This is a genomic window from Actinomyces massiliensis 4401292 (assembly GCF_000269805.1).
Lineage (GTDB): Bacteria > Actinomycetota > Actinomycetes > Actinomycetales > Actinomycetaceae > Actinomyces > Actinomyces massiliensis.
Map to the genome: position 1 here is coordinate 410,051 of NZ_JH711481.1, position 22,303 is coordinate 432,353.

At 66.1% G+C, this 22,303-nt stretch carries 22 protein-coding genes and 1 pseudogene; 9 read left to right on the forward strand and 14 right to left on the reverse strand.

The window, feature by feature from the left end:
- Positions 1 to 84: 84 nt before the first annotated feature.
- From W5W_RS0101730 to W5W_RS0101740, 3 genes are all read right to left on the reverse strand, one after another.
- Positions 85 to 1,482 (reverse strand): LssY C-terminal domain-containing protein, encoded by a 1,398-nt coding sequence (locus tag W5W_RS0101730; RefSeq protein WP_029574006.1) that lies wholly within the window; start codon positions 1,480 to 1,482, stop codon positions 85 to 87.
- 73 nt (positions 1,483 to 1,555) lie between these two features.
- Positions 1,556 to 2,605 (reverse strand): hypothetical protein, encoded by a 1,050-nt coding sequence (locus W5W_RS0101735; RefSeq protein ID WP_081486178.1) that lies wholly within the window; start codon positions 2,603 to 2,605, stop codon positions 1,556 to 1,558.
- 81 nt (positions 2,606 to 2,686) lie between these two features.
- Positions 2,687 to 3,259, reverse strand: a complete 573-nt coding sequence (locus W5W_RS0101740; protein ID WP_017194095.1) for a dihydrofolate reductase family protein — start codon at positions 3,257 to 3,259, stop codon at positions 2,687 to 2,689.
- A gap of 103 nt (positions 3,260 to 3,362) precedes the next feature.
- Between W5W_RS0101740 and W5W_RS0101745 the strand changes: the two genes are divergently transcribed.
- Positions 3,363 to 3,908 carry a TetR/AcrR family transcriptional regulator gene (locus W5W_RS0101745; RefSeq protein WP_238533220.1) on the forward strand — a complete coding sequence of 182 codons (546 nt, stop codon included), beginning with the start codon at positions 3,363 to 3,365 and terminating at the stop codon, positions 3,906 to 3,908.
- A gap of 196 nt (positions 3,909 to 4,104) precedes the next feature.
- On the opposite strand, the gene W5W_RS0101750 is transcribed toward W5W_RS0101745, so the two are convergent.
- Genes W5W_RS0101750 through nrdF form a run of 3 tightly spaced genes read right to left on the reverse strand, consistent with a single transcriptional unit; the run spans position 4,105 to position 5,772 of the window.
- Entirely contained in the window at positions 4,105 to 4,518 is a 414-nt protein-coding gene (locus W5W_RS0101750; protein ID WP_017194097.1) for a type II toxin-antitoxin system VapC family toxin, read from the reverse strand.
- Positions 4,515 to 4,766 carry a type II toxin-antitoxin system prevent-host-death family antitoxin gene (locus W5W_RS0101755; protein ID WP_008732349.1) on the reverse strand — a complete coding sequence of 84 codons (252 nt, stop codon included), beginning with the start codon at positions 4,764 to 4,766 and terminating at the stop codon, positions 4,515 to 4,517. The genes W5W_RS0101750 and W5W_RS0101755 overlap by 4 nt, the downstream gene beginning before the upstream one ends.
- A gap of 31 nt (positions 4,767 to 4,797) precedes the next feature.
- Complete coding sequence (gene nrdF, locus W5W_RS0101760; RefSeq protein WP_008732333.1) at positions 4,798 to 5,772, reverse strand: class 1b ribonucleoside-diphosphate reductase subunit beta; 975 nt, start codon at positions 5,770 to 5,772, stop codon at positions 4,798 to 4,800.
- A gap of 197 nt (positions 5,773 to 5,969) precedes the next feature.
- Between nrdF and W5W_RS0101765 the strand changes: the two genes are divergently transcribed.
- Both W5W_RS0101765 and budA read left to right on the forward strand, forming a co-directional pair.
- On the forward strand, positions 5,970 to 6,659 hold the full coding sequence (locus tag W5W_RS0101765; protein ID WP_017194098.1) for a nucleoside/nucleotide kinase family protein: 690 nt from the start codon (positions 5,970 to 5,972) through the stop codon (positions 6,657 to 6,659).
- 59 nt (positions 6,660 to 6,718) lie between these two features.
- Positions 6,719 to 7,453, forward strand: a complete 735-nt coding sequence (gene budA, locus W5W_RS0101770; protein ID WP_017194099.1) for an acetolactate decarboxylase — start codon at positions 6,719 to 6,721, stop codon at positions 7,451 to 7,453.
- Positions 7,454 to 7,502: 49 nt separating this feature from the next.
- On the opposite strand, the gene W5W_RS0101775 is transcribed toward budA, so the two are convergent.
- Both W5W_RS0101775 and W5W_RS0101780 read right to left on the reverse strand, forming a co-directional pair.
- Positions 7,503 to 9,368, reverse strand: coding sequence for a hypothetical protein (locus tag W5W_RS0101775; protein WP_017194100.1), 1,866 nt, complete (start codon positions 9,366 to 9,368; stop codon positions 7,503 to 7,505).
- Complete coding sequence (locus tag W5W_RS0101780; protein WP_017194101.1) at positions 9,332 to 10,087, reverse strand: hypothetical protein; 756 nt, start codon at positions 10,085 to 10,087, stop codon at positions 9,332 to 9,334. The genes W5W_RS0101775 and W5W_RS0101780 overlap by 37 nt, the downstream gene beginning before the upstream one ends.
- A gap of 226 nt (positions 10,088 to 10,313) precedes the next feature.
- Here W5W_RS0101780 and W5W_RS0101785 point away from each other — a divergent pair, with 226 nt between their 5' ends.
- Positions 10,314 to 11,345: a carboxylesterase family protein gene (locus tag W5W_RS0101785; RefSeq protein WP_017194102.1), complete on the forward strand. Its 1,032-nt coding sequence runs from the start codon at positions 10,314 to 10,316 to the stop codon at positions 11,343 to 11,345.
- Between the two features lie 494 nt (positions 11,346 to 11,839).
- A complete protein-coding gene (locus W5W_RS0101795) occupies positions 11,840 to 13,564 on the forward strand; it encodes an ATP-binding protein (protein ID WP_238533221.1) in 1,725 nt (574 codons plus the stop codon).
- A gap of 527 nt (positions 13,565 to 14,091) precedes the next feature.
- On the opposite strand, the gene nrdE is transcribed toward W5W_RS0101795, so the two are convergent.
- The 3 genes from nrdE to nrdH (W5W_RS0101815) are packed head-to-tail and all read right to left on the reverse strand — an operon-like array spanning position 14,092 to position 16,909.
- Positions 14,092 to 16,248 (reverse strand): class 1b ribonucleoside-diphosphate reductase subunit alpha, encoded by a 2,157-nt coding sequence (gene nrdE / locus W5W_RS0101805; RefSeq protein ID WP_017194106.1) that lies wholly within the window; start codon positions 16,246 to 16,248, stop codon positions 14,092 to 14,094.
- On the reverse strand, positions 16,233 to 16,658 hold the full coding sequence (nrdI, locus tag W5W_RS0101810; RefSeq protein ID WP_017194107.1) for a class Ib ribonucleoside-diphosphate reductase assembly flavoprotein NrdI: 426 nt from the start codon (positions 16,656 to 16,658) through the stop codon (positions 16,233 to 16,235). The genes nrdE and nrdI (W5W_RS0101810) overlap by 16 nt, the downstream gene beginning before the upstream one ends.
- 5 nt (positions 16,659 to 16,663) lie before the next feature.
- Positions 16,664 to 16,909, reverse strand: coding sequence for a glutaredoxin-like protein NrdH (gene nrdH / locus W5W_RS0101815; RefSeq protein WP_017194108.1), 246 nt, complete (start codon positions 16,907 to 16,909; stop codon positions 16,664 to 16,666).
- Between the two features lie 646 nt (positions 16,910 to 17,555).
- Here nrdH (W5W_RS0101815) and W5W_RS0101820 point away from each other — a divergent pair.
- From W5W_RS0101820 to W5W_RS16880, 4 genes are all read left to right on the forward strand, one after another.
- Positions 17,556 to 18,056, forward strand: coding sequence for a transcription repressor NadR (locus tag W5W_RS0101820; protein WP_008732358.1), 501 nt, complete (start codon positions 17,556 to 17,558; stop codon positions 18,054 to 18,056).
- Positions 18,057 to 18,224: 168 nt separating this feature from the next.
- Entirely contained in the window at positions 18,225 to 19,382 is a 1,158-nt protein-coding gene (locus tag W5W_RS0101825) for a PTS sugar transporter subunit IIC (protein ID WP_009406924.1), read from the forward strand.
- Between the two features lie 238 nt (positions 19,383 to 19,620).
- On the forward strand, positions 19,621 to 19,968 hold the full coding sequence (locus tag W5W_RS0101830) for a helix-turn-helix domain-containing protein (protein WP_008732320.1): 348 nt from the start codon (positions 19,621 to 19,623) through the stop codon (positions 19,966 to 19,968).
- A 393-nt stretch (positions 19,969 to 20,361) separates the two neighbouring features.
- On the forward strand, positions 20,362 to 20,709 hold the full coding sequence (locus tag W5W_RS16880; RefSeq protein WP_369423551.1) for a transposase: 348 nt from the start codon (positions 20,362 to 20,364) through the stop codon (positions 20,707 to 20,709).
- On the opposite strand, the pseudogene W5W_RS0101840 reads toward W5W_RS16880, so the two are convergent.
- The 3 genes and pseudogenes from W5W_RS0101840 to nrdH (W5W_RS0101850) form a co-directional block, all read right to left on the reverse strand.
- Positions 20,702 to 20,899, reverse strand: a pseudogene (locus W5W_RS0101840) (hypothetical protein); the annotation flags it as partial. The gene W5W_RS16880 and the pseudogene W5W_RS0101840 overlap by 8 nt on opposite strands.
- Positions 20,884 to 21,309: a class Ib ribonucleoside-diphosphate reductase assembly flavoprotein NrdI gene (nrdI, locus tag W5W_RS0101845; RefSeq protein WP_017194111.1), complete on the reverse strand. Its 426-nt coding sequence runs from the start codon at positions 21,307 to 21,309 to the stop codon at positions 20,884 to 20,886. The gene nrdI (W5W_RS0101845) and the pseudogene W5W_RS0101840, both read right to left, overlap by 16 nt.
- A 5-nt stretch (positions 21,310 to 21,314) precedes the next feature.
- Positions 21,315 to 21,560, reverse strand: coding sequence for a glutaredoxin-like protein NrdH (nrdH, locus tag W5W_RS0101850; protein ID WP_008732315.1), 246 nt, complete (start codon positions 21,558 to 21,560; stop codon positions 21,315 to 21,317).
- Between the last annotated feature and the right edge of the window lie 743 nt (positions 21,561 to 22,303).

Sequence of the window (22,303 nt, forward strand, 5' to 3'; positions counted from 1 at the left end):
GAGTCCACGGAGCCCCCAAAGACACACGGCGGACTCTCGGTTGCGGGGCATTATGAGGCGCACTGCTCGCTATCGCCTCAGGCCCTAGTTCCCCGATCGCGCTGTCGCCCACGCCTGCCGCTCGGCCTTGCGCGAGCGCTCCCAGCGCTGGACCGGTCGCGCGGTCAGCGCCAGGAGAGCCAGAACCCCCAGCCCCGACGTCACGATGAGGGAGGCCGTGGCGGCCCGCACTCCGACGGCGGAGACCTGGGACATGTCTGTCAGAACGGCGAGCGTCAGCGTCGCGAGGAGGGCGATCCGGCCGCGCGGGTGCCCGCGCCAGGCCGCCAGCCCCAGTGCCGCCACAGTCGCAATCATGGCGGCCGAGAAGAAGCTGATCACCCCGTAGACGAGCCCGGTGGCCCCGGCTACGCCCTCATCGGCGAGTTCCGCCGCCACACTCCCCACATCAGGATCGCGGATGAGTTGAGCCGACTGCACCCCGACCAGCAGCATGATGAGGATCAGGGCCACGAGCAGCTGAGGAGGCCGCTGACGGTTCGCCTGGGCGTCCGCCGCTCGCGCCCGGGCCAGCTCGACGGAGTCCACCGACTCCGGAACGACGGCGTCCAGGTCCAGCACGTAGAGGTCGCCGTCGGTCTCCACCCGGTCCCCGCCGCCGTTCTTGTCGTGGTAGGCAGTGAAGAAGTCCGGCCACACCCCCAGGTCCGCCTCCGCATTGGCCCAGCGGACGTCGTCGACGACGAAGTTGCGCTCGATGTCGATATCCGCATCGATCTTGTGGGTGACCTGGAAGGTGAGGGCGCTCAGCCCCACGGAGCGGTCGTAGGTCGCGCCGGCCAGCCAATCCACGCTGCGCCCGCCGGGCAGGACCCAGCCGGCCGGGGTGTGCCAGAAGCGCACGTGGTGGCGCTGGGAGGGGTTGCCCTCGACCTCCTTCTGGTAGGCGAAGTCCTGGCCGCGCCCGAAGAGCACCAGGGTGGAGACCGGGGCCGCCGGGTAGGAGCGGCGCAGCAGGGAGGAAACGACGATGCGCAGGGCGGAGCGCGGCGTGATCGCGTCGGCGCGCACCCAGCCGGCTGCTCGCATCGCCGCATGGATATCGTCCTCGTCCCCGTGAACCGCCAGGTTGACGGGGTCGCCCAGGAGACCGTCCGGAGTGCGCGTGCGACCGATGAAGTAGTCGGGCACGTACAGCCAGGTGAGGACCTGGTGAACGCGAGGGATGGCCAAATAGGCCAGCACCGCCCAGAAGAGCACCGAGTTGAGCGCCAGCCAGGGGTCCAGGTGCCACCCCGAACCGATGAGCAGCCAGGCCAACCACAACGTGGCAGCGGCGGCAACGGCGAAGAACACCGCGTCAATGATGTCGTCCAGACCCCAGCCGCGCGCCTTGACCTCCGTGACCTTCCCGGACGCGCCGGGGCGGCGGTACACGGGCGGCGCAGTCGGCCGCGGCCGGGTCGTCACGGGATCACTCATAGGTGCCAGGCTACCGAGCGATCACACCCTCGGGCGGGAAGGCCGGGTGCCCGACGGCGGGGCGCGGCGCCCGCTAGGCGCGTGCGGCGTCGAGCAGCTCCTGAGCCAGGACGGGGTCAAGGTCCTCGTCATAGTCGGCCTCCCGGTCGACGCTCAGAGTGGAATCGGTGCAGGCGTAGGCCGCCACGCTCGTGCGGCTGGCCACGCTCCCGGTGGACAGCTCGAGGGCGCTCAGGCCATTGCAGTCGGCGACGGCGCGGATGAGGCCAGTCGTCTCGTCGGAGGTGAGCCGATGGTCCTGATCGCCGTTGAGTTCGCAGACGCTGATCCTCGTCAGGCCGCTCTCGCCACCGTAGGCCTGCAACGTGCTCCCGTACTTGCTGCGCTCCTCCGTGGCCAGGAGCGCATTGATAGGCGTGGTGTCGATCGCCTGCCCAGGCTCGAGATAGAGCTCGACGGACCGCTTCCCGCTGGAGAAGGTCTGCTTGTAGTAGAGCGTCGCCTCGCCACTGCTCTCGCCGCTCCCGCCACTCCAGCCGCTCTGCGGCGCCTGAAGGTCCTCCGGTATCTGAAGGTCCAGGTCCTCCGGGACCGTGTCGTGCTTGTCGTAGTCCACCTCGACATGCTTTCTGTCCAGGGTCACCGACCGGGCGCTGGTACCCGCACGTGTCAGCGCAAGAGTCAGGGCCGGGCGGGCCAGCTCGTGCTTGTTGTCGCCCAGCTGAGTCTCCATGCGCAGGGGGAGGCCGCCAACCTTCCAGGACAGCGCAACCGTCACGTTTGACGCGGCGGCTGCGGCGATCTCGTTTGCCAGCTCCTGCTCCGCTCCGGTGAGCAGGGTGATGACCTCCTCCGCTCCGGTCTCCGCGCGAAGATCCGCGGTCGTCATGATTCCCGTGTTGTTCCAGTACCCGGCCTGTGCGTCACAGGTGGTGACGGCCTCCTGCGCGCAGAAGTAGTCCCGGGCGGCCTGGGCGAGCGCCACGTCCTCCTGAGGAGGATCTGGCCGCGGTTTTGGAAAAGGGGCCAGCCATAGGTGCCGCGCGCAGACGACCAGCACCAGCGCTGCGACCACGAGCAGCACCAGGAGGATCCGGGCCCACACTGAAACGCGTGTGAACATAAGCCCAGCATAGAGTTGCTGGAAGGGCGGCACGAGTCTTAGCTCACATGCAGCTTCCTTCTCGGCCTCCCGAGTCGCTCGCTATTGGATCGCGCGGGCGTATTCCTCGATCACGACACCGGATTCGAAGGCGCGAGACCCCACCAGGCGGAAGCGCTGAATCGTGGCCCCGGTCGTGCCGAACAGCCGGATGCCGCTTCCGAGGACGACGGGATTGCGCTTGAGGATCAGCCGGTCGATCTCGGGCAGGAGCGCCCCGGCGAGGTCGCCGCCCCCGCAGAGGTAGATGCCCTGTCCGGGCTGCCGCTTCAGCTCGCGCACGGTGGCGAGGGCGTCGGCGGTGAAGGTCACCCCCTCCGGTGCGACGGCCTCGGATCGTGTCGCCACGTATTCGTGCAAATGTGCGTAGGGGCGATCGATGCCCGCGGCGCGCGCGACGTCGTAGCTGGCCCGACCCTGGATCACCGTGTCGAAGCGATCGAGCGGCGCCTCCACCCCGAGGGCCGTGAGCACGTGGGCGGGGAGGGCGTCGGCGAACTCGCCGAGATAGACCTCCATGTGATCGCCCTCGATGGGGAAGGCGTCATAACTGCCGTCCGGTGCGGCGATGTAGCCGTCGATCGACACCGCGACGTAATAGACCAGTTCACGCATCCTCTTCTCCAATCACTACGATTGTTGTGGTTGATTCAGAGTACCACGACAGCAGTAGTGGTCAACGGTAGGATGCGATATGGCCCGAAACACCGAGAGACGCATGCGCCTCGCCGATGCCGCCGTGCGGGTACTGGCACAGCGAGGCCCGCACGGTCTGACTCACCGCGCGATCGACGCGGAAGCCGACGTGCCCAAGGGCACCGCATCGAATTACTTCGCATCGCGTGACGAGATCATCGACGCAATCCTGCTCCGCATCAGCGAGCGCCTGCAGCCCGACCCGGGCGTTCATGCGGACCTCGCCGAAGAGTCCCCAAGCGTTGACCTATTCGCGGCATATCTGCGCGACATCGTGCACCGGCTGACCTCCGACCGAGATGCTGCGATCGCGCTCTTCGAACTGCGACTGGAAGCCACCCGACGCCCAGCCGTCGCCGACGCCCTCGCCACCTGGCGGCGCAACGGGCTGCGCGCCGACATCGAATTCAACACGAAGATGGGCCTGCCGGGCGAGCCTGCTGACATCGTGCTCTTCCACTACGCCCTCGACGGGCTGATCCTCGACCAGCTCACTGTTCCCATCGACGACGACGCCGATCCCGAAACGTTGGCAACGACCCTCGCCCACCGGATACTCCAAAGGTGAGCCGGGTGAATCGGTCGCGTTCCGGCACTTCCGCGACCTTCCCGGAAATACCGGGGCGGCGGTACACGGGCGACGCAGTCGGCCGCGGTTAAGCCGTCACGAGGTCGGCTCACTCATGCCATCACGCCAGTGGGTGCACGACGGCGGGGCGCGGCACCCGTGGGCCTGAGACGGGGACGAACGGAGGAGGTGACGATCATTCTCCCCTTCGAGGGTCGAGCAGACGTATGCCCGTCCGTTCGAAATCTTTTGTGTTATGCGTGACCAGGATCAAATCGTGGACGATAGCTGTCGCGGCGATGAGTGCGTCCATTTCCGGCATTGGGTCAGGAACGTGCAGACCAGCAGCAGTCCGCGCCACGGATACGTCGATGGGGAGAATGAGCCCGGAGAACGCCGGCATGATCTCCGCCTCGAGCCAGGCCCTCAGATGCTGTCCTGCGGACGCATCACGACGCTCAACTTGCAGGATGCCCCGCTCAATTTCCAGCAAGCTGATGATGCTGATCGTCAGATCAGCGCGAACCTGGCTGGCCAGCCAGGCATTGAGCTCCGGAAACGTCTGTCGGCGAGCATCGCTCAGAACGTTCGTGTCGAGAAGATATCTCACAGGTCAAGCCCACGCGGAGGCTCAAGCCCGCGTTCCGGCAGCGGCAGTTCGATATCGGGGTCCTGTCCCCGCCAGAGCCGATCCCCAAGCAGCTCCTTTCCTGCGGTGAGCCGGTCGAAATCCTCCACCGTCATCAGCACATGGGAACGGCGCCCGTGATCGGTGATCGTCACCGGCCCGGATTCGGCGGCCCGCTTGGCCGCCGAAACGTCCCGGTTGAACTCACGGCTCGTGATGGTCACACTCATGGAAGTTTCCTTTGAAAGGAATCAGGTCTTCCTAGAACTCCCAGTCCTCGTCCTGGGTGGCCTCGGCGGTCCCCATGACGTAGGAGGAGCCCGAGCCGGAGAAGAAGTCGTGGTTCTCGTCCGCATTAGGGCTCAGGGAGGCCAGGATCGCCGGGTTGACGTCGACGGCGTCGGCCGGGAACAGCGCCTCGTAGCCCAGGTTCATCAGCGCCTTGTTGGCGTTGTAGCGCAGGAACTTCTTGACGTCCTCGGTCAGGCCCAGCTCGTCGTAGAGGTCCTCGGTGTACTGCTCCTCGTTGTCGTAGAGCTCCATGAGGAGCTCGAAGGTGTAGTCCTTGAGCTCGTCCTGGCGGGACTGGGAGGACTCGCGCACCGCCAGCTGGTACTTGTAGCCGATGTAGTAGCCGTGCACGGCCTCGTCGCGGATGATCAGCCTGATGAGATCGGCCGTGTTGGTCAGCTTGGCGTGGCTGGACCAGTACATGGGGGCGTAGAAGCCGGAGTAGAAGAGGAAGGACTCCAGCATGGTGGAGGCCACCTTGCGCTTCTCCGGGTCGTCACCGCGGTAGTAGTCCAGAATGATGCGGGCCTTGCGCTGAAGGTTCTCGTTCTCCTCGCTCCAGCGGAAGGCCTCGTCGATCTCGGCGGTGGAGATGAGGGTGGAGAAGATGGAGGAGTAGGAGCGCGCGTGCACCGACTCCATGAAGGCGATGTTGGTGAGCACCGCCTCCTCGTGGGGGGTGCGGGCGTCGGGGATGAGGGAGACCGCGCCGACAGTGCCCTGGATGGTATCCAGCAGGGTCAGGCCGGTGAAGACGCGGGTGGTCATGTTCTTCTCGGCGTCGTTGAGGGTGGCCCACGACTGCACGTCATTGGACAACGGCACCTTCTCGGGCAGCCAGAAGTTGCCGGTGAGGCGGTCCCAGACCTCGAGGTCCTTGTCGTCGTCGAGGCGGTTCCAGTTGATGGCCTGGACGCGGTCGACCAGCTTGATGGGCTCGTGCATGGGGCTCCTCCGAGAGTGCTCGCCTGCGGCCTGCCGCAGTGCACCCATGCTAACGACGGTGCGCCCAAGGGCGCGACGGCCTCGCCGCGTCATCGCGCACACACCCGGCGCACATCAGAGTCGCACAGAGGCCGCCTTTGCCGGGACCGCGATCGCGCACCGGGCCAGACGACCGGGGCTAACGGGACAATGGGCCCATGAACGGACACGCGAGCACGCCCCCACGGCTCACCGGCGCGGCACCCGACCTCCTGAACCGGCTCATCGACGCCGCCGTGCGGCTGACGAAGCAGGCCGAGTCCGGTCGCGCCGTCGTCGGCATCACCGGGGCGCCGGGGGCTGGCAAGTCCACACTCGCCGCCGAACTGGAGACGGCACTGAGACGGCGGGGCCTGCTGGCCGGGAGCGTGCCCATGGACGGATTCCACTTCTCCAACGCGGTCCTCGACGAACTCGGCCGTCACCAGCGCAAAGGTGCACCGGACACCTTCGACGTCGACGGCTATCTGGCAATCCTGGACCGGGTGCGTCAGGCCGCTCCGGAGGGCGAACCCCGCGAGGTCCTGGCGCCGGTGTACCGGCGCGATCTGCACGAGCCGGTGGCGGCAGGCACTCGCGTCGCGGGCCGCGGGATCGTCGTGACCGAGGGCAACTACTTGGCGCTGAATTCACTGGGCTGGGAGGGTGCCCGGGAGCGGATCGATCTGCTCATCATGGTGGAGGTGGACGAGGCCGAGCTCATTCGGCGCCTGGTGGCGCGGCACATGTCCTTCGGGCGGCATCGGGCCGATGCCGGGCACTGGGTGCGCGCCGTCGATCTGCCCAACGCCCGGCTGGTGGCGGACTGCGCGAACCGCTGCGACGAGGTATGGCGGATCGGCCGATAGCGCCAGAGCCCACCTGTCAACACCGCTTCATGCCAATGCGACTGCCTTACCCTGGACGCATGACGTCTTCGCGGTCGCATACCGTCACCCGCCACCAGATCTTCCAGACCAGCCTCATCACGGCCCTGGCCCAGGGAGTCTATGAGGATGAGATGACGCTGGCCGAACTGCTGGGGCACGGCTCCTTCGGAATCGGCACCTTCAACGGACTCGACGGGGAGATGGTGATCCTGGGCGGCACCTGCTACCGGCTGCGCGGCGACGGCTCCGTGAGCGTGCCGGACCTGGGCGAGCGCACGCCGTACGCCGTCGTGACGAACTTCGTGCCGACCCTCCGCCAAGACGTGGACGGCGGACTCAGTCGCCAGGAGTTCTCAGAGATCATCGACACTCTCGTACCGAGCTCGAACTACATGTACGCACTGCGGCTGACGGGCCGCTTCGCATGGGCAAGCGCCCGGACCGTCGTCAAGCAGGAGCGCCCCTATCGGCCTCTGATCGAGGCCACCGGCGGCGAAGAGGTGGTCCGGCACGAGGACTTCGAGGGAACCGTCGCCGGTTTTCGCACGCCCCTGTATGAGCAGGGGATCTCCGTGGCCGGCTGCCACGCCCACGTCATTGACGAGGACCGCAGCTGGGGCGGCCATCTTGTGGACTTCGAACTGACCCGGGGCGTCGCGGAGCTCTGCCTGGGCACCGACTTCCGGCTGAGACTGCCACTGACCGAGGAGTTCGAAGAGGCGGATCTGAGCGAGGATATGAGCGAGGAGCTCCGGCAAGCCGAGCATCACTGAGCCGGGCCGCACCGGCGGCGTCATCCGCATCAGCACGATCACCGGGACCTCACCACCCCCGTCCCCAGCCGCCCCCTCCCATCGTCGAGGTTGGCATCCCGAGCACCCGCCAGCCCGGAATCGTCGTCGTGGTTCGCCCATCCGTCCCGGCATGCTCCTGGACCCCGGCATGCTCCTGGACATGGTCCTGCACCCGCCATTTTCCGGGCAGGCCGACCGCCAGCCGGGCGCGGTGCGCGCCCGCCGCCAGAGGCATGAGCTTGACCACGCCGACGAGCCACGCCAGCAGCGGCAGACCCATGAGAATCATCGCGGCCGCATCGGGTGCACCGCCCGTCGGCAAGAGCAGCCACCACAGGACCGCCGTCTCACCCATGATCAGGAAGAAGGACGCCGGCTTGGCGCTTCCGTCAACAGCCCACCAGGCCGCGAGCGCGCTTCCGCTGCTGTCGCCGTCCTGGCCACGGGCCCCCGGCCAGATCCAGGGACCGCATGCCTCCCGCGCCCAGCTCATCAGGGCGCGTCTCAGCCGGGCGTCATAGCCGACGTCCCGCAGGAAGGAGAGCGACCCGCCGATCATCATGAGTCCCCCCAGCACCGCCACGAGAACGCCGAGAATCCACCCTTGCCCTGCCCCGAGCCGAGTGACTGCCAGAGCGAACAGCAGCAGGCCGGCGTGGAGGGGGAGCCAACCGCCCGAGGAACTGCGATGGCGGTCGGCGGCCAGGCGGCTGAGCCGTTCAACGGCCACCCCGCACTCCCATGGCGTGACGACACCCGTCGATGCGGCAGAGGTGACCGCGGACCATGCCCCCGGTCCGGCGATGAGAGCCTCATCGGGCGCCTCCAGCACCGCCGTCGAGCCCAGCGCGGACAAGGACGATAGCGACGATAACGGAACCCCGGTATCGCCGATGACCACGAGGCCGTCAGCGCCGACGCGCGCCAGGCCATCTGCCAGAAGCTCATGCTCCAGGCGCCCGATCCGCCGCCCCCAGCGCAGACGCCCCAGCACCGTGAACGCCCAGACGCCCAGGCCGGTGGCGAGCAGGAGGCCGAGCTCGACGTACCCGAGCCCCCAGGAGCGAAGGGTGGCGACAGTCAAGAAGCGAACGGAGCGTCCCAGGCTCGCCGGCGTCTCCCCCGCCGAGCAGCCCACAATAAGGACGCCGACGGTCAGGAGGATGAGTATCCACAGCCCCATCCCCCACAGGCCCGCACGAACCGACTGATGACGGACGCGGCGCCACAGCCCTTCCCGTATCCACGCCGGCAGCGTCGAGTCATGGGCCGGGTGGAGGCGGCAGGAGTCGGCCCAGGCCCTCAGCGCCCGCAGGTGCAGCCGCTCGGCGACGGCGCCGTCGATGAATGCCGGCAGCTCCGAGCCGAGGATGGCGGTCCCCAGGAGCGCGGCTGTGGCGCTGAGGAGCACCGGCGTCGCAGTGCGCCAGGCGAGGGCGTCGCCACTGACCCAGGGCCTGGCGCCGACATAGAGGATCATGGCGGCGGTGAACAGGACGCCGACATCGAAGGCGCGCTGACCGTAACGGGCCACGGCGCGCGCCGAATCCAGCAGGTTGGCCAGTGCGGTCCTCGCCCGGATCACGTCCCCGACTGCACCTTCCCGAGACCGCCCCGCCCACGAGGTGCCGGGGCCGGCGATGTCCGCGGCGGCCTTGGGCAGGAGGGCCACCTGGGTGTCCAGGAGCGTGACATCGACGAGTCCGGAGCGGTTGGGGCGAGTCCTCGTACCGGCGAAACGGGCGCATACCGCTCCGGCACCGCCGGAGCGCGGCATCACCGGCTCATCCTTCGGCAGCACCATGGGGTCGTCGGTGAACCGCTGGGCGAGATTCCAGGGGTCGGCTTCCAGGCCCGTCAGCCCGATGAGGGAGCGGACGCGCCTGAGCCGCATTGATAGCACAATATTACTGAGCAGGCCGCCGAGGACGACGCCGAGCACCAGGACCGTCCCCACCAGGCGCGCGCTGTCCTGGAAGGGGCCGGCGCATAGGCGCGCACAAGGGACGTCACGACCGAGGGTGCCAGGACCGCCCACACCAGGCCGGGCAGGCGGCGGGGCAGTGCGGCTCGCAACCACTGGCCGATAGCGGACGGGCCGCCGCGGCGGACGGCATCGTCATCGGGAGCGCCCGTTCCGATCGAGGAGGTCCGCGGACCCCCATGATGGTCCCCGGATCGCCGGGGCATTGGGGCGCTGCGCGCCCAGACGGCGGCGGCGCGCACGTGAACGCGGCTCGACTTCCACTGCCAGTAACTGACGTAGAGGGCGATGAGGCAGGCGAGAATCAGAACAATGAGAAGCGGAAGGGAGCCGGTGGCGGGGTCGTCGTCAATCACGGCGAGGACCTGAATGCCCGTCATGAGAAGGATCAGCGGAGTGAAGACCTCGCGTATGAGCGGGAGGGCCGCTGGGCGGTGAAGGAAGGCGGCGGAGAGCATCTCGACGGCGACTTCGGCTCTCCACGGAGCGCATTCGGCTTGCTGGGTCGGGGTCGGGCCATCGAGGTACGGGGTACTCAGGGGCGTACCACCGGGATGGATGGAACCGTTGTTCGCGACAGTGGGCCGATCGACATAGGGGCGGGGAATGTCGGCGGCGGTGATGCTCATGCCCTCACGCTACTGGCCCGGTGCGACACGCAAACCCGTCACTACTACCCACACGTACCCGCGCCGCTACTCGACCCCAGCGCCTCCGCAGCCGAGAGCAGCGCCTCTTTCCACTGGAACAAACACTTGAGAGCACTGCTGTGACCAGCATAAGAGAAATTCATGAATTACCTGTCAAAAGTCTTGCACTCCACAATAGTCACTGGCATTCGCGTAGATTGCACAAATGGTTCGTTACTCAGCACATGTATCGCGTCGCTCCATCCTGGGCACCGCCTCCATCGGGATCGCGGCCTCGGGGATCGCCGCATGCTCTCAGGCGTCCTCGCCGAGCAGCGAAGGCACGCGCACCACGGAAGACGCGCAGGGAGGCAGCGGTTCAGCCGGCTCCACAGCGAGCGCTCCAGCATCGGGCGAGCCGGATGCTCCCTCTCTCGACGATCTTGTCGCGGAGGCGCAGGGCAAATTCACTCAGGAGGCGTACAGCGATCCGGATACCGGCAAAGAACTCGCTTTCAATGTATTCCTACCCGAGGGGTATTCCGGCTCGGGCTCCTATCCACTGGTGCACTACATCGCGGACGCCAGCACCGTATCCGACGACCCCACCACTCCGTTGTCGCAGTACGGCGCGCTCATTTGGGCGAGCAGCGTCACGCAGGCGACCGACCCCTGCATTGTGGTGGTGCCCTCCTACACCGAGACGGTTCTGGACGACCATGACGGTTACACGACGACCGATTGGCTCGACCTCACCGGCCGCTTCGTCACATGGCTTCAGAGCCAGTACGCCATTGATCCCGCCCGCGTCTACGGAACCGGGCAATCGATGGGGTGCATGATCCACTTGGTTCTGGCCGGTAAACAGCCCGATCTGTTCACTGCTCTCATGTTCGTCGACGGGCAGTGGGATCCCAGTCAGCTCTCCGGTCTGGGCGAGTCCACATTCATTTACCATGTCGCGGGCGGTGACGACAGGGCCCTGGAGGGTCAGACCGCCACCAAGGACATGCTGACCCAGGCGAGTGTGGATTTCGCGGTCGCCGATGAGGAGTGGGATGCGACGGCGGGCCCCTCCGCGCTTCTCCAGCAGACGCAAGCGCTATTCGGCAAGGGGAAGCAGCGGAACTTCTCCTCCTTCGTCGCGGGCACGGTGCTGGAGGCGAACCCGCAGTCGATGGAGCACATGGCCTCCTTCGAGCCCGCCTACAAGCTGACGGGCGTGCGGAACTGGCTGCTGGCCCAGCGCAGCGCCTGATCGACCCGCACCGGGCACGCCGCTAGAGGCTCGCCGGAGGAAGCCGATGGGCCGGCGGCCCCTCTCCCATGCGCATTCAGTTCCGGCAGCACTCAGAATGCCCACGCCAGCCTGGCCGGCCAGGTCGGTTGGGCCAAGACGATGGCCGTCAGAAGGATCTGCGGAATGCTGTGTCGATGACGAAGTCGGGAGTGGATCTGACTGTGCGGCATGCTCTCGACCGTACGCGAGCTAGCGCGGGTCGAGAACGGGTAGAGCTCCCCTGATAGAGGAATCGGCAGGGACGTCGGGATCCGGCCGATTCCGCCCAGCGCCGGGAGCGATGACCATAGTTGAAGGTCTTGCGACAAGACGACAGAGGCGACCCGCCCGACCCTCACCAGCATCCTCACTGTAGAAACTGAGCGCCTCACTCTACAAAGTGACGACCTCACTGTAGAAACTGAGCGCCTCACTCTACAAAGTGACGACCTCACTGAGGTACAGTGACGACCGTGAACGCCGACGAACTGCATCAGCATGTCGCACGCATGCGCCGCCAACGCAGCGACGACGCCTCCGTGGAAGCGAAGGCCGCTGTTCGCGACCTGCCGAAGAGCATCTGGGACACCGTGTCCGCCTTCGCCAATACAGATGGCGGAACCATCATCCTCGGCCTTGATGAGCGCGAGGACTTCCAGCCGGCCAAGGGGTTCACCGAGGCGGTGGCCAAACGTCGGATTGACGCCCTGATCTCAGGACTCGATGCCTCGCCGCAGGGAAGCGCCAAAGTAGCACCGGTGCCGGACTGCGTCCCAGAGCGCGACACCGTGGACGGCCGTCCCGTAGTCGTCCTCAACGTGCCATCCCTGCGCGAGCGTCTGGACATTGACATGCCATGCTATGTCATTGTTAAAGGGATTCTGAACGGCAGTTTCAAACGTATGGACGATCATGACGTCCGCCTGTCTCCTTACGAGGTGCACGTCCTGAGAACCCGTCGGATCGAGGATCCCACAGACCGTGAGCCAGTGCTTGGAACAACCATTGAGGATCTCAACCCCCAGAGCGTGGATCGCCTCCTCAGTGAGCTTCGCAGCAGCAGCTCTCACATCCTTGACCACATCAACAAGGACGACCGGGAGACGGCCCTCAAGCGGCTCAACATCCTCACGTCCGACGGTGTTCCGACCTTCGCCGGATATGCAACGCTAGCACCCTATCCGCAGCAAGAATTTCCACGGCTGGTGGTTGATGTAGCGGTCCACCCTGGCACGCAGAAAGCCCAGGACACCAGCGTGCGATTCCTCGATAGACAGGTGTGCGACGGCCCTATTCCGCTCATGGTGGAGGATGCCGTGTCCGCAGTAACGCGGAATCTGCGCCACCGACGAATTACGAAGGGAGCGTTGGCTGAAGATATTCTCGAAATTCCAGAAGATGTTTTGCGCGAGGCCATCACAAACGCAGTAATGCACCGCGACTACTCCGCGCACGCTCAAGGTCAGACAGTTGCTGTGGATATCTATCAGGACCGAGTTGAGGTCGGGAATCCCGGCGGTCTCTACGGAGGCAGGACCATCACCAACATTGACGAGGGGCTTCCCGTCTCTCGCAACAAGGTTCTTGCGAACCTTCTGCGCAGCGTCCCCAGACCTCATAGCAGGGGTATGGTCGCCGAGGCCGCCGGAACCGGCGTTCCTCGCATGATCAATGCCATGCGCCAACAAGGTCTTCCCGCTCCGGACTACGATGCGACAACGATCGACCGCGTGACGGTGAAACTCTCCCGTTTCGGTCTCCTTGACCCCGATGTGCGAGCGTGGCTCGACAGTCTTCCCGGCGGGCCGCGGAACACCGCCGCGGATTCCGTTCTGGCGCTGACCCGTAGAGACGGGAAGGTGTGGGTAGTGGATATACGGCGAAATCTCGGCCTCGACTCCGACGACGTACGGGATCTCCTCGGCGAGCTCGTAGCGGAGGGACTTCTGATCGGCATGAATGACGGCCCTTATGTACTCGCCGATCCGAAGCTGGGCATGCCGTCCACCGGAGCCAGGTGGGAGGTCCTGTCCGTTCTCGACTCCCGGGAGCCACTGAAAATTCAGGAGATCGCCGAGCAGACGGGCAAATCCCTCTCCGCCCTCCGCCCGCTTCTGCGCGAACTGGTTGGTGACGGGCTGATTACCGCAACCGCACCGCCTACCAGCCGCAACCGCGCTTACCTGCTCGCCGAGTAGGAGGCTCCAAACACTGGAAGCACTGTAAACACCGTCTGTCCATATCGGAGGTTTAGAAACATCTCCGACGCCGGCAACCGGGTCAGGTCCCGCGGAATCATGCCGTTCCTGGGCCGTGCCAGTCTTTATTCGACCTTTACTCCGAGCGCTATACCGCCGCGTTGGACAGCAGTGGACGTTACCGAGTCAGCAAACCCGGTAACGCCAGCGTTGCCAGCAATGCTGACGTATCCTGATCGTGCTCAGGGCAGTAGCCTTGCGAAGTGAGCCCGGTAGCCTTCCGGACGGTGGGTGAGCCGGGTTTCGCGTTGTCTCAGGTGATGTCGACCTTGATCGTCGTGATGTGGAGCCTCTCGACCGCCGAGCGCCAGTCACCTCCACGATGCCACGCCCACGCAACACCATCGGCAAACGACAGCAGCGGTTCCTCGTGGTCATGAAGATGATCATATGCCCCAGAGTCGCGCACATGAGCAACTACCACGTTCTACCCGCTTCCATGCGCGGCTCGAACAAGGACCAGAGCCTCACAACATGCAGGAGACGCAGCCCTCGACCTCGGTGCCGGTCAGGGCCGCCTGGCGCAGGCGGATGTAGTAGAGGGTCTTGATGCCCTTGCGCCAGGCGTAGATCTGGGCCCGGTTGACGTCGCGCGTGGTCGCGGTGTCCGGGAAGAACAGGGTGAGGCTCAGGCCCTGGTCCACGTGCTGGGTGGCCGCGGCGTAGGTGTCAATGATCTTCTCCGGGCCGATCTCGTAGGCGTCCTGGTAGTACTCCAGGTTGTCGTCCGTCATGTAGGGAGCCGGGTAGTAGACGCGCCCGATCTTGCCCTCCTTGCGGATCTCAATCTTGGCCACAATGGGGTGGATCGACGACGTCGAGTGGTTGATGTAGGAGATCGAGCCGGTCGGCGGCACCGCCTGCAGGTTGCGGTTGTAGATGCCGTCGCGCCGGATCTTCTCGGCCAGCTCCGCCCAGTCCGCGCGCGTGGGCACGTGCACGCTGGAGGACTCGAAGATCTCTCGGACGCGATCCGTCGCAGGGACGAAATCCTGAGTCGTGTACTTCTCGAAGAACTCGCCGGTGGCGTACGCGGAATCCTCGAAGCCGACGAAGGTCCGGCCACGCTCGACGGCGAGGTCGTGCGAGGCGCTCAGGGCCGCGAAGAGCACGCAGGCGAAGTAGACGTTGGTGAAGTCCAGGCCCTCCTGGCTGCCGTAGAGGATCCTCTCGCGGGCGAGGAAGCCGTGAAGGTTCATCTGCCCCAGGCCGATGGCGTGGGACTCGCGGTTGCCGCGGTCGATCGAGGGCACGCTCGGCAGGTGGGTCTGCTCCGAGACGGCGGTCAGTCCCCGCACCGCGGTCGCGATCGTCTTAGCGAAGTCTGGGGAATCCATCGTCTTGGCGATATTGAGGCTGCCCAGGTTGCAGGAGATGTCCTTGCCGACGTGCGCGTAGGACAGGTCCTCATTCAGCACGCTCGGCTCGGAGACCTGCAGGATCTCCGAGCACAGGTTGGACATGACCACCTTGCCCTTGACCGGGTTGGCGCGGTTGACCGTGTCCTCGAACACGACGTACGGGTAGCCCGACTCGAACTGGATCTCGGCCAGGGTCTGGAAGAACCTGCGCGCGTTGATCTTGGTCTTCTTGATGCGCGCGTCGTCGACCATCTCGCGGTACTTCTCGGTGACATCGAGGTCCGCGAACGGCACCCCGTGGACGCGCTCGACGTCGTAGGGGCTGAACAGGTACATGTCCTCGTCATTCCGGGCCAGCTCGAAGGTGATATCGGGAATGACGACGCCGAGCGACAGGGTCTTGATGCGGATCTTCTCATCCGCGTTCTCGCGCTTGGTGTCCAGGAACCGCATAATGTCGGGGTGGTGGGCGTGCAGGTACACGGCCCCCGCGCCCTGGCGCGCCCCCAGCTGGTTGGCGTAGGAGAAGGAGTCCTCCAGCAGCTTCATCACCGGGATGACGCCGCTGGACTGGTTCTCAATGCGCTTGATGGGCGCGCCCATCTCACGCAGGTTGCTCAGCAGCAGAGCCACTCCCCCGCCCCGCTTGGACAGCTGCAGGGCGGAGTTGATGCCCCGGGCGATCGACTCCATATTGTCCTCGATGCGCACGAGGAAGCAGGAGACGGGCTCACCGCGCTGGGCCTTGCCCTCGTTGAGGAACGTGGGCGTGGCCGGCTGGAAGCGGCCGGTCATCATCTCCTCAATGAGGTCCAGGGCCAGCCGCTCATCGCCGTCGGCCAGCGCCAGGGCCACCATGGTGACCCGGTCCTCGAAGCGCTCCAGGTAGCGCTTTCCGTCGAAGGTCTTGAGCGTGTACGAGGTGTAGTACTTGAAGGCGCCCAGGAAGGTCTCGAAGCGGAACCTGTGCGCGTAGGCGGCCTTGAAGGCGGCCTTGACGAACTCCGGGGAGTAGCGCTCCAGGACGCCCCCCTCGTAGTAGCCCTCCTCGACCAGGTAGTCGAGCTTCTCCTCGATGTCGTGGAAGAAGACCGTGTTCTGGTTGACGTGCTGGAGGAAGTACTGGCGCGCGGCCTGGCGGTCCGCGTCGAACTGGATCCTCCCGCTGGCGTCGTACAGGTTCAGCCTGGCGTTGAGAGCGTGGTAGTCGAGCTCCGGGGAGGGGGCGGGCTCCAGCCCGGTGTCCGTCAGCGTGTCTGCCAAAAGTCTTCCAATCCTTGTCTGACGCGTGCGACGTCGGTGGGCGTCCCCAGCAACTCGTAGCGGTACAGGAACGGCACCCCGAGCTTGCTCGCGATAATGTCGCCGGCGAGGCAGTACGCCTCACCGAAGTTGGTGTTCCCCGAGGCGATCACGCCCCGGCACAGGGAACGGTTGCGCGGGTCGTTGAGGAACGCGATGACCTGCTTGGGCACGGCCCCCCTTGACGGACCCCCGCCGTAGGTCGGCACGAACAGGACATACCCCTCGCCGACCGTAAGCGGCTCATCCCGACGGCGCAGCGGAATACGCGCACTGCGATAACCGAGCCTGCCCACGAAGCGATGCGTGTTCTCCGAGGCGGAGGAGAAGTACACCAGGAGCGGACCGCCCCCGGGACTCGAGGAGGGCACGCCCCTCAGACCGCGAGGGCCTCGACGGCGACGGCCAGAGCCTTGATCTTGTCCGGACGGAAACCCGACCAGTGATCCTCCCCGGCCACGACCACAGGGGCCTGGGCATAGCCGAGGGCCCTGACCTGCTCCAGGGCCTCGACATCGAGCGCGACGTCCACCGTCCGGTAGACCAGACCCGCCTTGTCCAGAGCGCGGTAGGTAGCGCTGCACTGCACGCAGTTGGGCTTGGAGTAGACGATGATCGCCATATCGGTCACTTCCTCGGGTTCCGGTGGCGAGCCGGACGTATCACCCCGCAGGGGGATCGCGCCGGTGTAACCACACATCTGTCATTCGCGGAAGGCCATGGCGGCCCCGCGAGACAAGACACTACCCCTAGGGGCCCACCGGGTCCACCACCCCAACATGCTGTGTCTGGCGCCGACCTGTGCACAATGACCTCCTCGCCTGTGGATAGCTCCGGGACCGCTTGTGGTGGGACCGTGGATAGTCGCCCCGCGCGCCTCGGAGCGCCGTCCCGGGGCTCCCGCTCCGATCCACAGAACCATGGTCCTGCGGGGGTGTGACACGAAAGAGGGCCCCTTAACCACAGCACCGCCGTCCCGCTCGGAGCACACCGGCCCCCACCCTGGGGACAAGTCCGGCAAATCTCGGTTGCGTCACACCCGCCTTCCGCGTGTCGCCACCGCCGCCAGCCCACCAACCAGCAGCCGCCAGCCCACCAGCCCTCAGCCCGCCAACCGCAAGGCGCCAGTCACCGCCGCACAGGCTCCGCCGCTCGCCCTCCCCGCAGCCCCCTCACCGCGCATAGGCTTACCGCCACGGTCCCCGCGCTGGCCACCGCAGGGCGGCCGCACCACGAGCCTGAGAGGGGCCGAGAAGAAAGGACCGCCCATGGACGCCGGGATACGCCGTCAGGAGATCCTCGACCGCCTCGCGGCCACGCGCAGGCCCCTGGCCGCCACCCGCCTGGGCGCGCAGCTGGGCGTCTCGCGCCAGGTCATCGTCGGCGACGTCGCCCTCCTGCGCGCCGAGGGCCACCCCATCCGCGCCACCAACCGCGGCTACGTGCTGGCCCGTCCCGCCACCCGGCCGCACCGCTCCATCTTCGTCCAGCACACCCGCGAGGACATCGCCATCGAGCTGAGCGCCATCATCAAGGTCGGGGGGAGCGTTCTGGACGTCTCGGTGGAGCACCGCCTCTACGGGCAGATCACCGTCGACCTGCTCATCCGCAGCCCCGAGGACCTCGCCCACTTCCTGGCGCGCCTGCCCCGGTCCACGGCCCTGTCCGAGTTGACCAACGGCTGGCACACCCACACCATCGAGGCCGACGACGAGGCCGCCCTCGATGCGGTCGAGGCCCGGATGGGGGAGCTCGGCTTCCTGCGGTAGTGCCCCGCCCGTTTCCCGCAGCGCACTCCCCCACGCCCCAGGCCACCCCTGCCTCCGTGACACGCATCCCACCCATGTGTCATGACACTGACGGCATCCGAGGGATAGGCTGCCAGGTGTCTTGACACCCATGGGCCTCGCGCCCCCCTTCGACTCCAAGGCAGCCCCGTGACCACCAACCGCACACCCGCCACCAGCGCCGCAAGCACCGCCACCACCTCCGCAGCCTCCCTGCTGCGCCACCTCCTGCCCGCACTGCGCGCCCTGGCTCACCGCGTCCTCATCGACGCCATGACCGGCATGGCCCACGGCCTGTTCGCCTCCCTCATCCTGGGAACGATCCTGGGCCAGCTCGGCAGGCTCCTGCCCGGCGCCGCCGGCACCTGGCTCACTCTCCTGGGGGCGATCGCCACCTCACTGACCGGGGCGGGCATCGGCGTCGGTGTGGCCCACCGCCTCAAGGCGCCAACCTTCGTCGTCGTGGGCGCCATGGTGGCCGGGCAGGTGGGCGCCCGCGCCGCGGCCCTGCTGTCGGGCACCGCCCTGCAGTCCGACGGCGGAGCACCGGCCCTGGTTCTCAACGGCCCCGGCGAGCCACTGGGCGCCTTCATCGCCGCCTGGGCAGCAGTGGAGGCCGGGCGCCTGGTGGCGGGCCGCACCAGCCTGGACATCCTCGTCACCCCCACCCTGTCCGTATGCGCCGGCGGCAGCGCGGGCCTGCTGGTGGGCCCGCCGATCTCGCGCCTCATGATCAGCCTGGGCCAGCTGGTCAACTGGGGTACCGAGCGCCAGCCCCTGCTCATGGGCATCATCGTCTCTGCCCTCATGGGCATCATCCTGACCCTGCCGATCTCCTCGGCGGCCCTGGGCATCATCCTGGACCTCTCGGGCCTGGCGGCCGGGGCGGCCACCATCGGCTGCACCACGCAGATGGTGGGCTTCGCCGTGGCCAGCTATCGGGAGAACCGCTTCGCCGGGCTCATCGCCCAGGGTTTGGGCACCTCCATGCTTCAGGTGCCCAATATCGTGCGCCACCCCCTCATCTGGGTGCCGCCCACCCTGGCCTCGGCGATCTTGGGCCCCATCACCACCATGGTGCTGGGCATGCAGTCCAATGCCATCGGCTCGGGCATGGGTTCGGCGGGGCTCGTGGGCCAGATCATGACCTTCCAGACAATGTCGGGCTCCACCTCCACCGGGCGGCTCATCGCCCTCATAGTCGTCTTCCAGATCCTCATCCCCGCGCTGCTGACCCTGGGGATCAGCGAGCTCATGCGGGCCCGCGGCTGGATCAAACCGGGGGACATGGCCCTGGCCGCCGGCTGAGGGCCGCCGCAGTCGCCTCCACCCGACCATGCCGCGCCAACCGCCTCAACCACTCTCAGCCCTCCCCCAGCCGAACCTCAGCCACCTCCAGCCACCCCGCTCTCCGGTATCCCACCCCCTGCCGGGGTCGGTAATTTGTCTGGGTCCCATGGCCGGAATTAAACAAAACGACATTCTGGGGCGGCTGCTGCGAGATTGCTGGCTGGTATTTACGGGGATCGCGCATGAGGATCGCCTCGTGCAGATCGACATGACAAACGAGGAGCGAGGCGTCCTCATCAGGTGGAAGAATCATTCGGACACCTACAGGCTTGTGAGAATGAAGGCGGAGGCGATTGCGTACGCCGCCCGCGGCGTCGGCCTGGATATTATCATGGAGATGGTCGAGCGGGCCGAGAAGACAGTGCGCAAGTGGCTGTCACAGTGGCGGAGGCGCAGACTGAGCTCCGTGGTAACCGGTCACGCCGTGGGCAGGAACGCGGCAAAGCTCAGGAGGGCGCAGAAGGAGGAGCGGGAGGAGATTTTTAACAAGCCGCCATCGGAGGCGGGCGCCTGGGCCGAGCTCTGGGACGTTCCGGCTCCTTGAGGATGTCGCGCCTGATCAGATTCGGCGTCGAGTACAGGTCGGAGTCCTCATACTGGCTGCTCATGCGCTTGTCGGGCATGAGCCTCTGCTCCCCGACCTGTTCGTGGAGCGCCGCGACGAGAAGGCCATCACCAGGCGGATGGCCGAGACCCGGGACCAGGTCGCCGGCCTGCTCCAGGACGGCCGGGAGCCCTGTACCGACGACGAGGTCCGCGTGGAGCACGAGGCCGAGACGAGGCGCATGTGGCTCCTCAAGGGGAAAGAGAACAAAGCTGTACGTGGACCGCAAGAAAGCGAGCCGATCGCTCTTCGGGGCACCGAGCCTGACGACCAAGAAAATGAGGATCCACCCCATCGAGGGAAACCAGAACGCCGAGCAGACCCGCCCTCATGATGGGTCGCCTGGCGCGCGAGACCGATGAGGGAAAGAAGATCGCAGTCGTCCTGGACAACGCCAGGTTCCACCACGCCAAGGCCTTGAACGATCTTTATGCCCCCGGTCAGGCTCTAGAGCGCATCACACCCATCTACATGCCCCCTACGCCCCCGACCCTGGGACCCACAGAACACATACGGGACGCCGCCAAAGCCAACATCGCCAACCCCCGCGCGCGCTCGCCCCGCAAAACACCCTCGCGGCCTTCACCACCTACATCACCAACCGCACCTTCGACTACGACTTCGAGCACCTCCCAATCACACCACCACGCACCGACCTTGTTTAATTCCAGCCATACTTGAAGGCGCCCAGGAAGGTCTCGAAGCGGAACCTGTGCGCGTAGGCGGCCTTGAAGGCGGCCTTGACGAACTCCGGGGAGTAGCGCTCCAGGACGCCCCCCTCGTAGTAGCCCTCCTCGACCATGAGAGCGTGGTAGTCGAGCTCCGGGGAGGGTACCGGCTCCAGACCGGTATCCGTCAGGGTGTCTGCCAAAAGTCTTCCAATCCTTCTTTGACGCGTACGACGTCGGTGGGTGTTCCCAGCAGCTCGTAGCGGTACAGAAGCGGCACATTCAGCTTGCTGGCGATAATGTCACCGGCGAGGCAGTACGCCTCACCGAAGTTGGTGTTGCCGGAGGAGATCACACCTCGGCACAGCGACCGGTTGTGCGAGTCATTGAGGAACTTGATGACCTGTTTGGGCACGGCCCCTTTAACAGACCCTCCGCCATAAGTCGGCACGAGGAGGACGTACTCCTCGTCGACCGCGAGCGGCGCCTCCTTCGGCCGCAGCGGTATGCGTGCGCTGCGGAATCCGAGCTTGCCCACGAAGCGATGCGTGTTCTCCGACGTGGAGGAGAAGTACACCAGGAGGGGGCCGCTCCGACGACTCGAGGTGGACACGCCCCTCAGACCGCGAGGACCTCGGCGGCGATGGCCAGAGCCTTGATCTTGTCCGGACGGAAACCCGACCAGTGATCCTCCCCGGCCATGACAACAGGAGCCTGGGCATAGCCGAGGGACTTGACCTGCTCGAGAGCCTCAACGTCGAGAGAGATGTCGACCGTCTCGTAGCGGAGTCCCGCCTTGTCCAGGGCGCGGTAGGTGGCGTTGCACTGCACGCAGTTGGGCTTGGAGTAGACGGTGATCGCCATGTAGGTCACTTCCTGGCTCTCGTGAGGGGTCGATGGGCAGGTATTCGGGTCGCAGCCAATGGCACCCTCACAAGGAGGTTCCACCGGCGTAACAACACTCGTGTAGTTCTCGGGCGGGCATACCGCCCCGCAGGGCAAGACACTACCCCTAGGGGTCCGGGCGTGCCAGCACCACTAGATAATGTGTCTGACGTGGCGCTGTGCACAATGCGCCTCCTTCCTGTGGAGAGCGGCCCGTCATCCTGTGGACGCCGGGAGACGCGGACCATCTGCAGCCTCCGACGCTGAAGACCGACGAACGACCCACGATCTGCGCAACCATGCTCCTCCAGGGGTGTGACACGAATTCTGCCCTCTTACCCACAGGCCTCCACGCACCTCTCCGCCCACTCCATCCCCATCCTGGGGACAGAGCTCGGAAAACTCACCCCCGGAAAGCGACCGCTCCGGGCGTGTCGCACTCCCGTTCATGGGTGCGGGGCGACCCAGCCACTCCTTCGCCACCTGCCCCACTTCACGCGTTCGCCACACGCCCGTTACAATATTGACATATGTCCGACATATCGCGGATATCTGTGGCGCGACACCATCACCAATCACCCACGGCTCCACCCCTCCACCCGAGTCGGAGGTCGGGACATTCCGAACATTACTCATAACTGCCGATGGTTATTCACAGGTTATTCACAGAACTGCGCGTTGGACTGACCATCTTCGGACTGAGCGACATGCTCACCGAACGG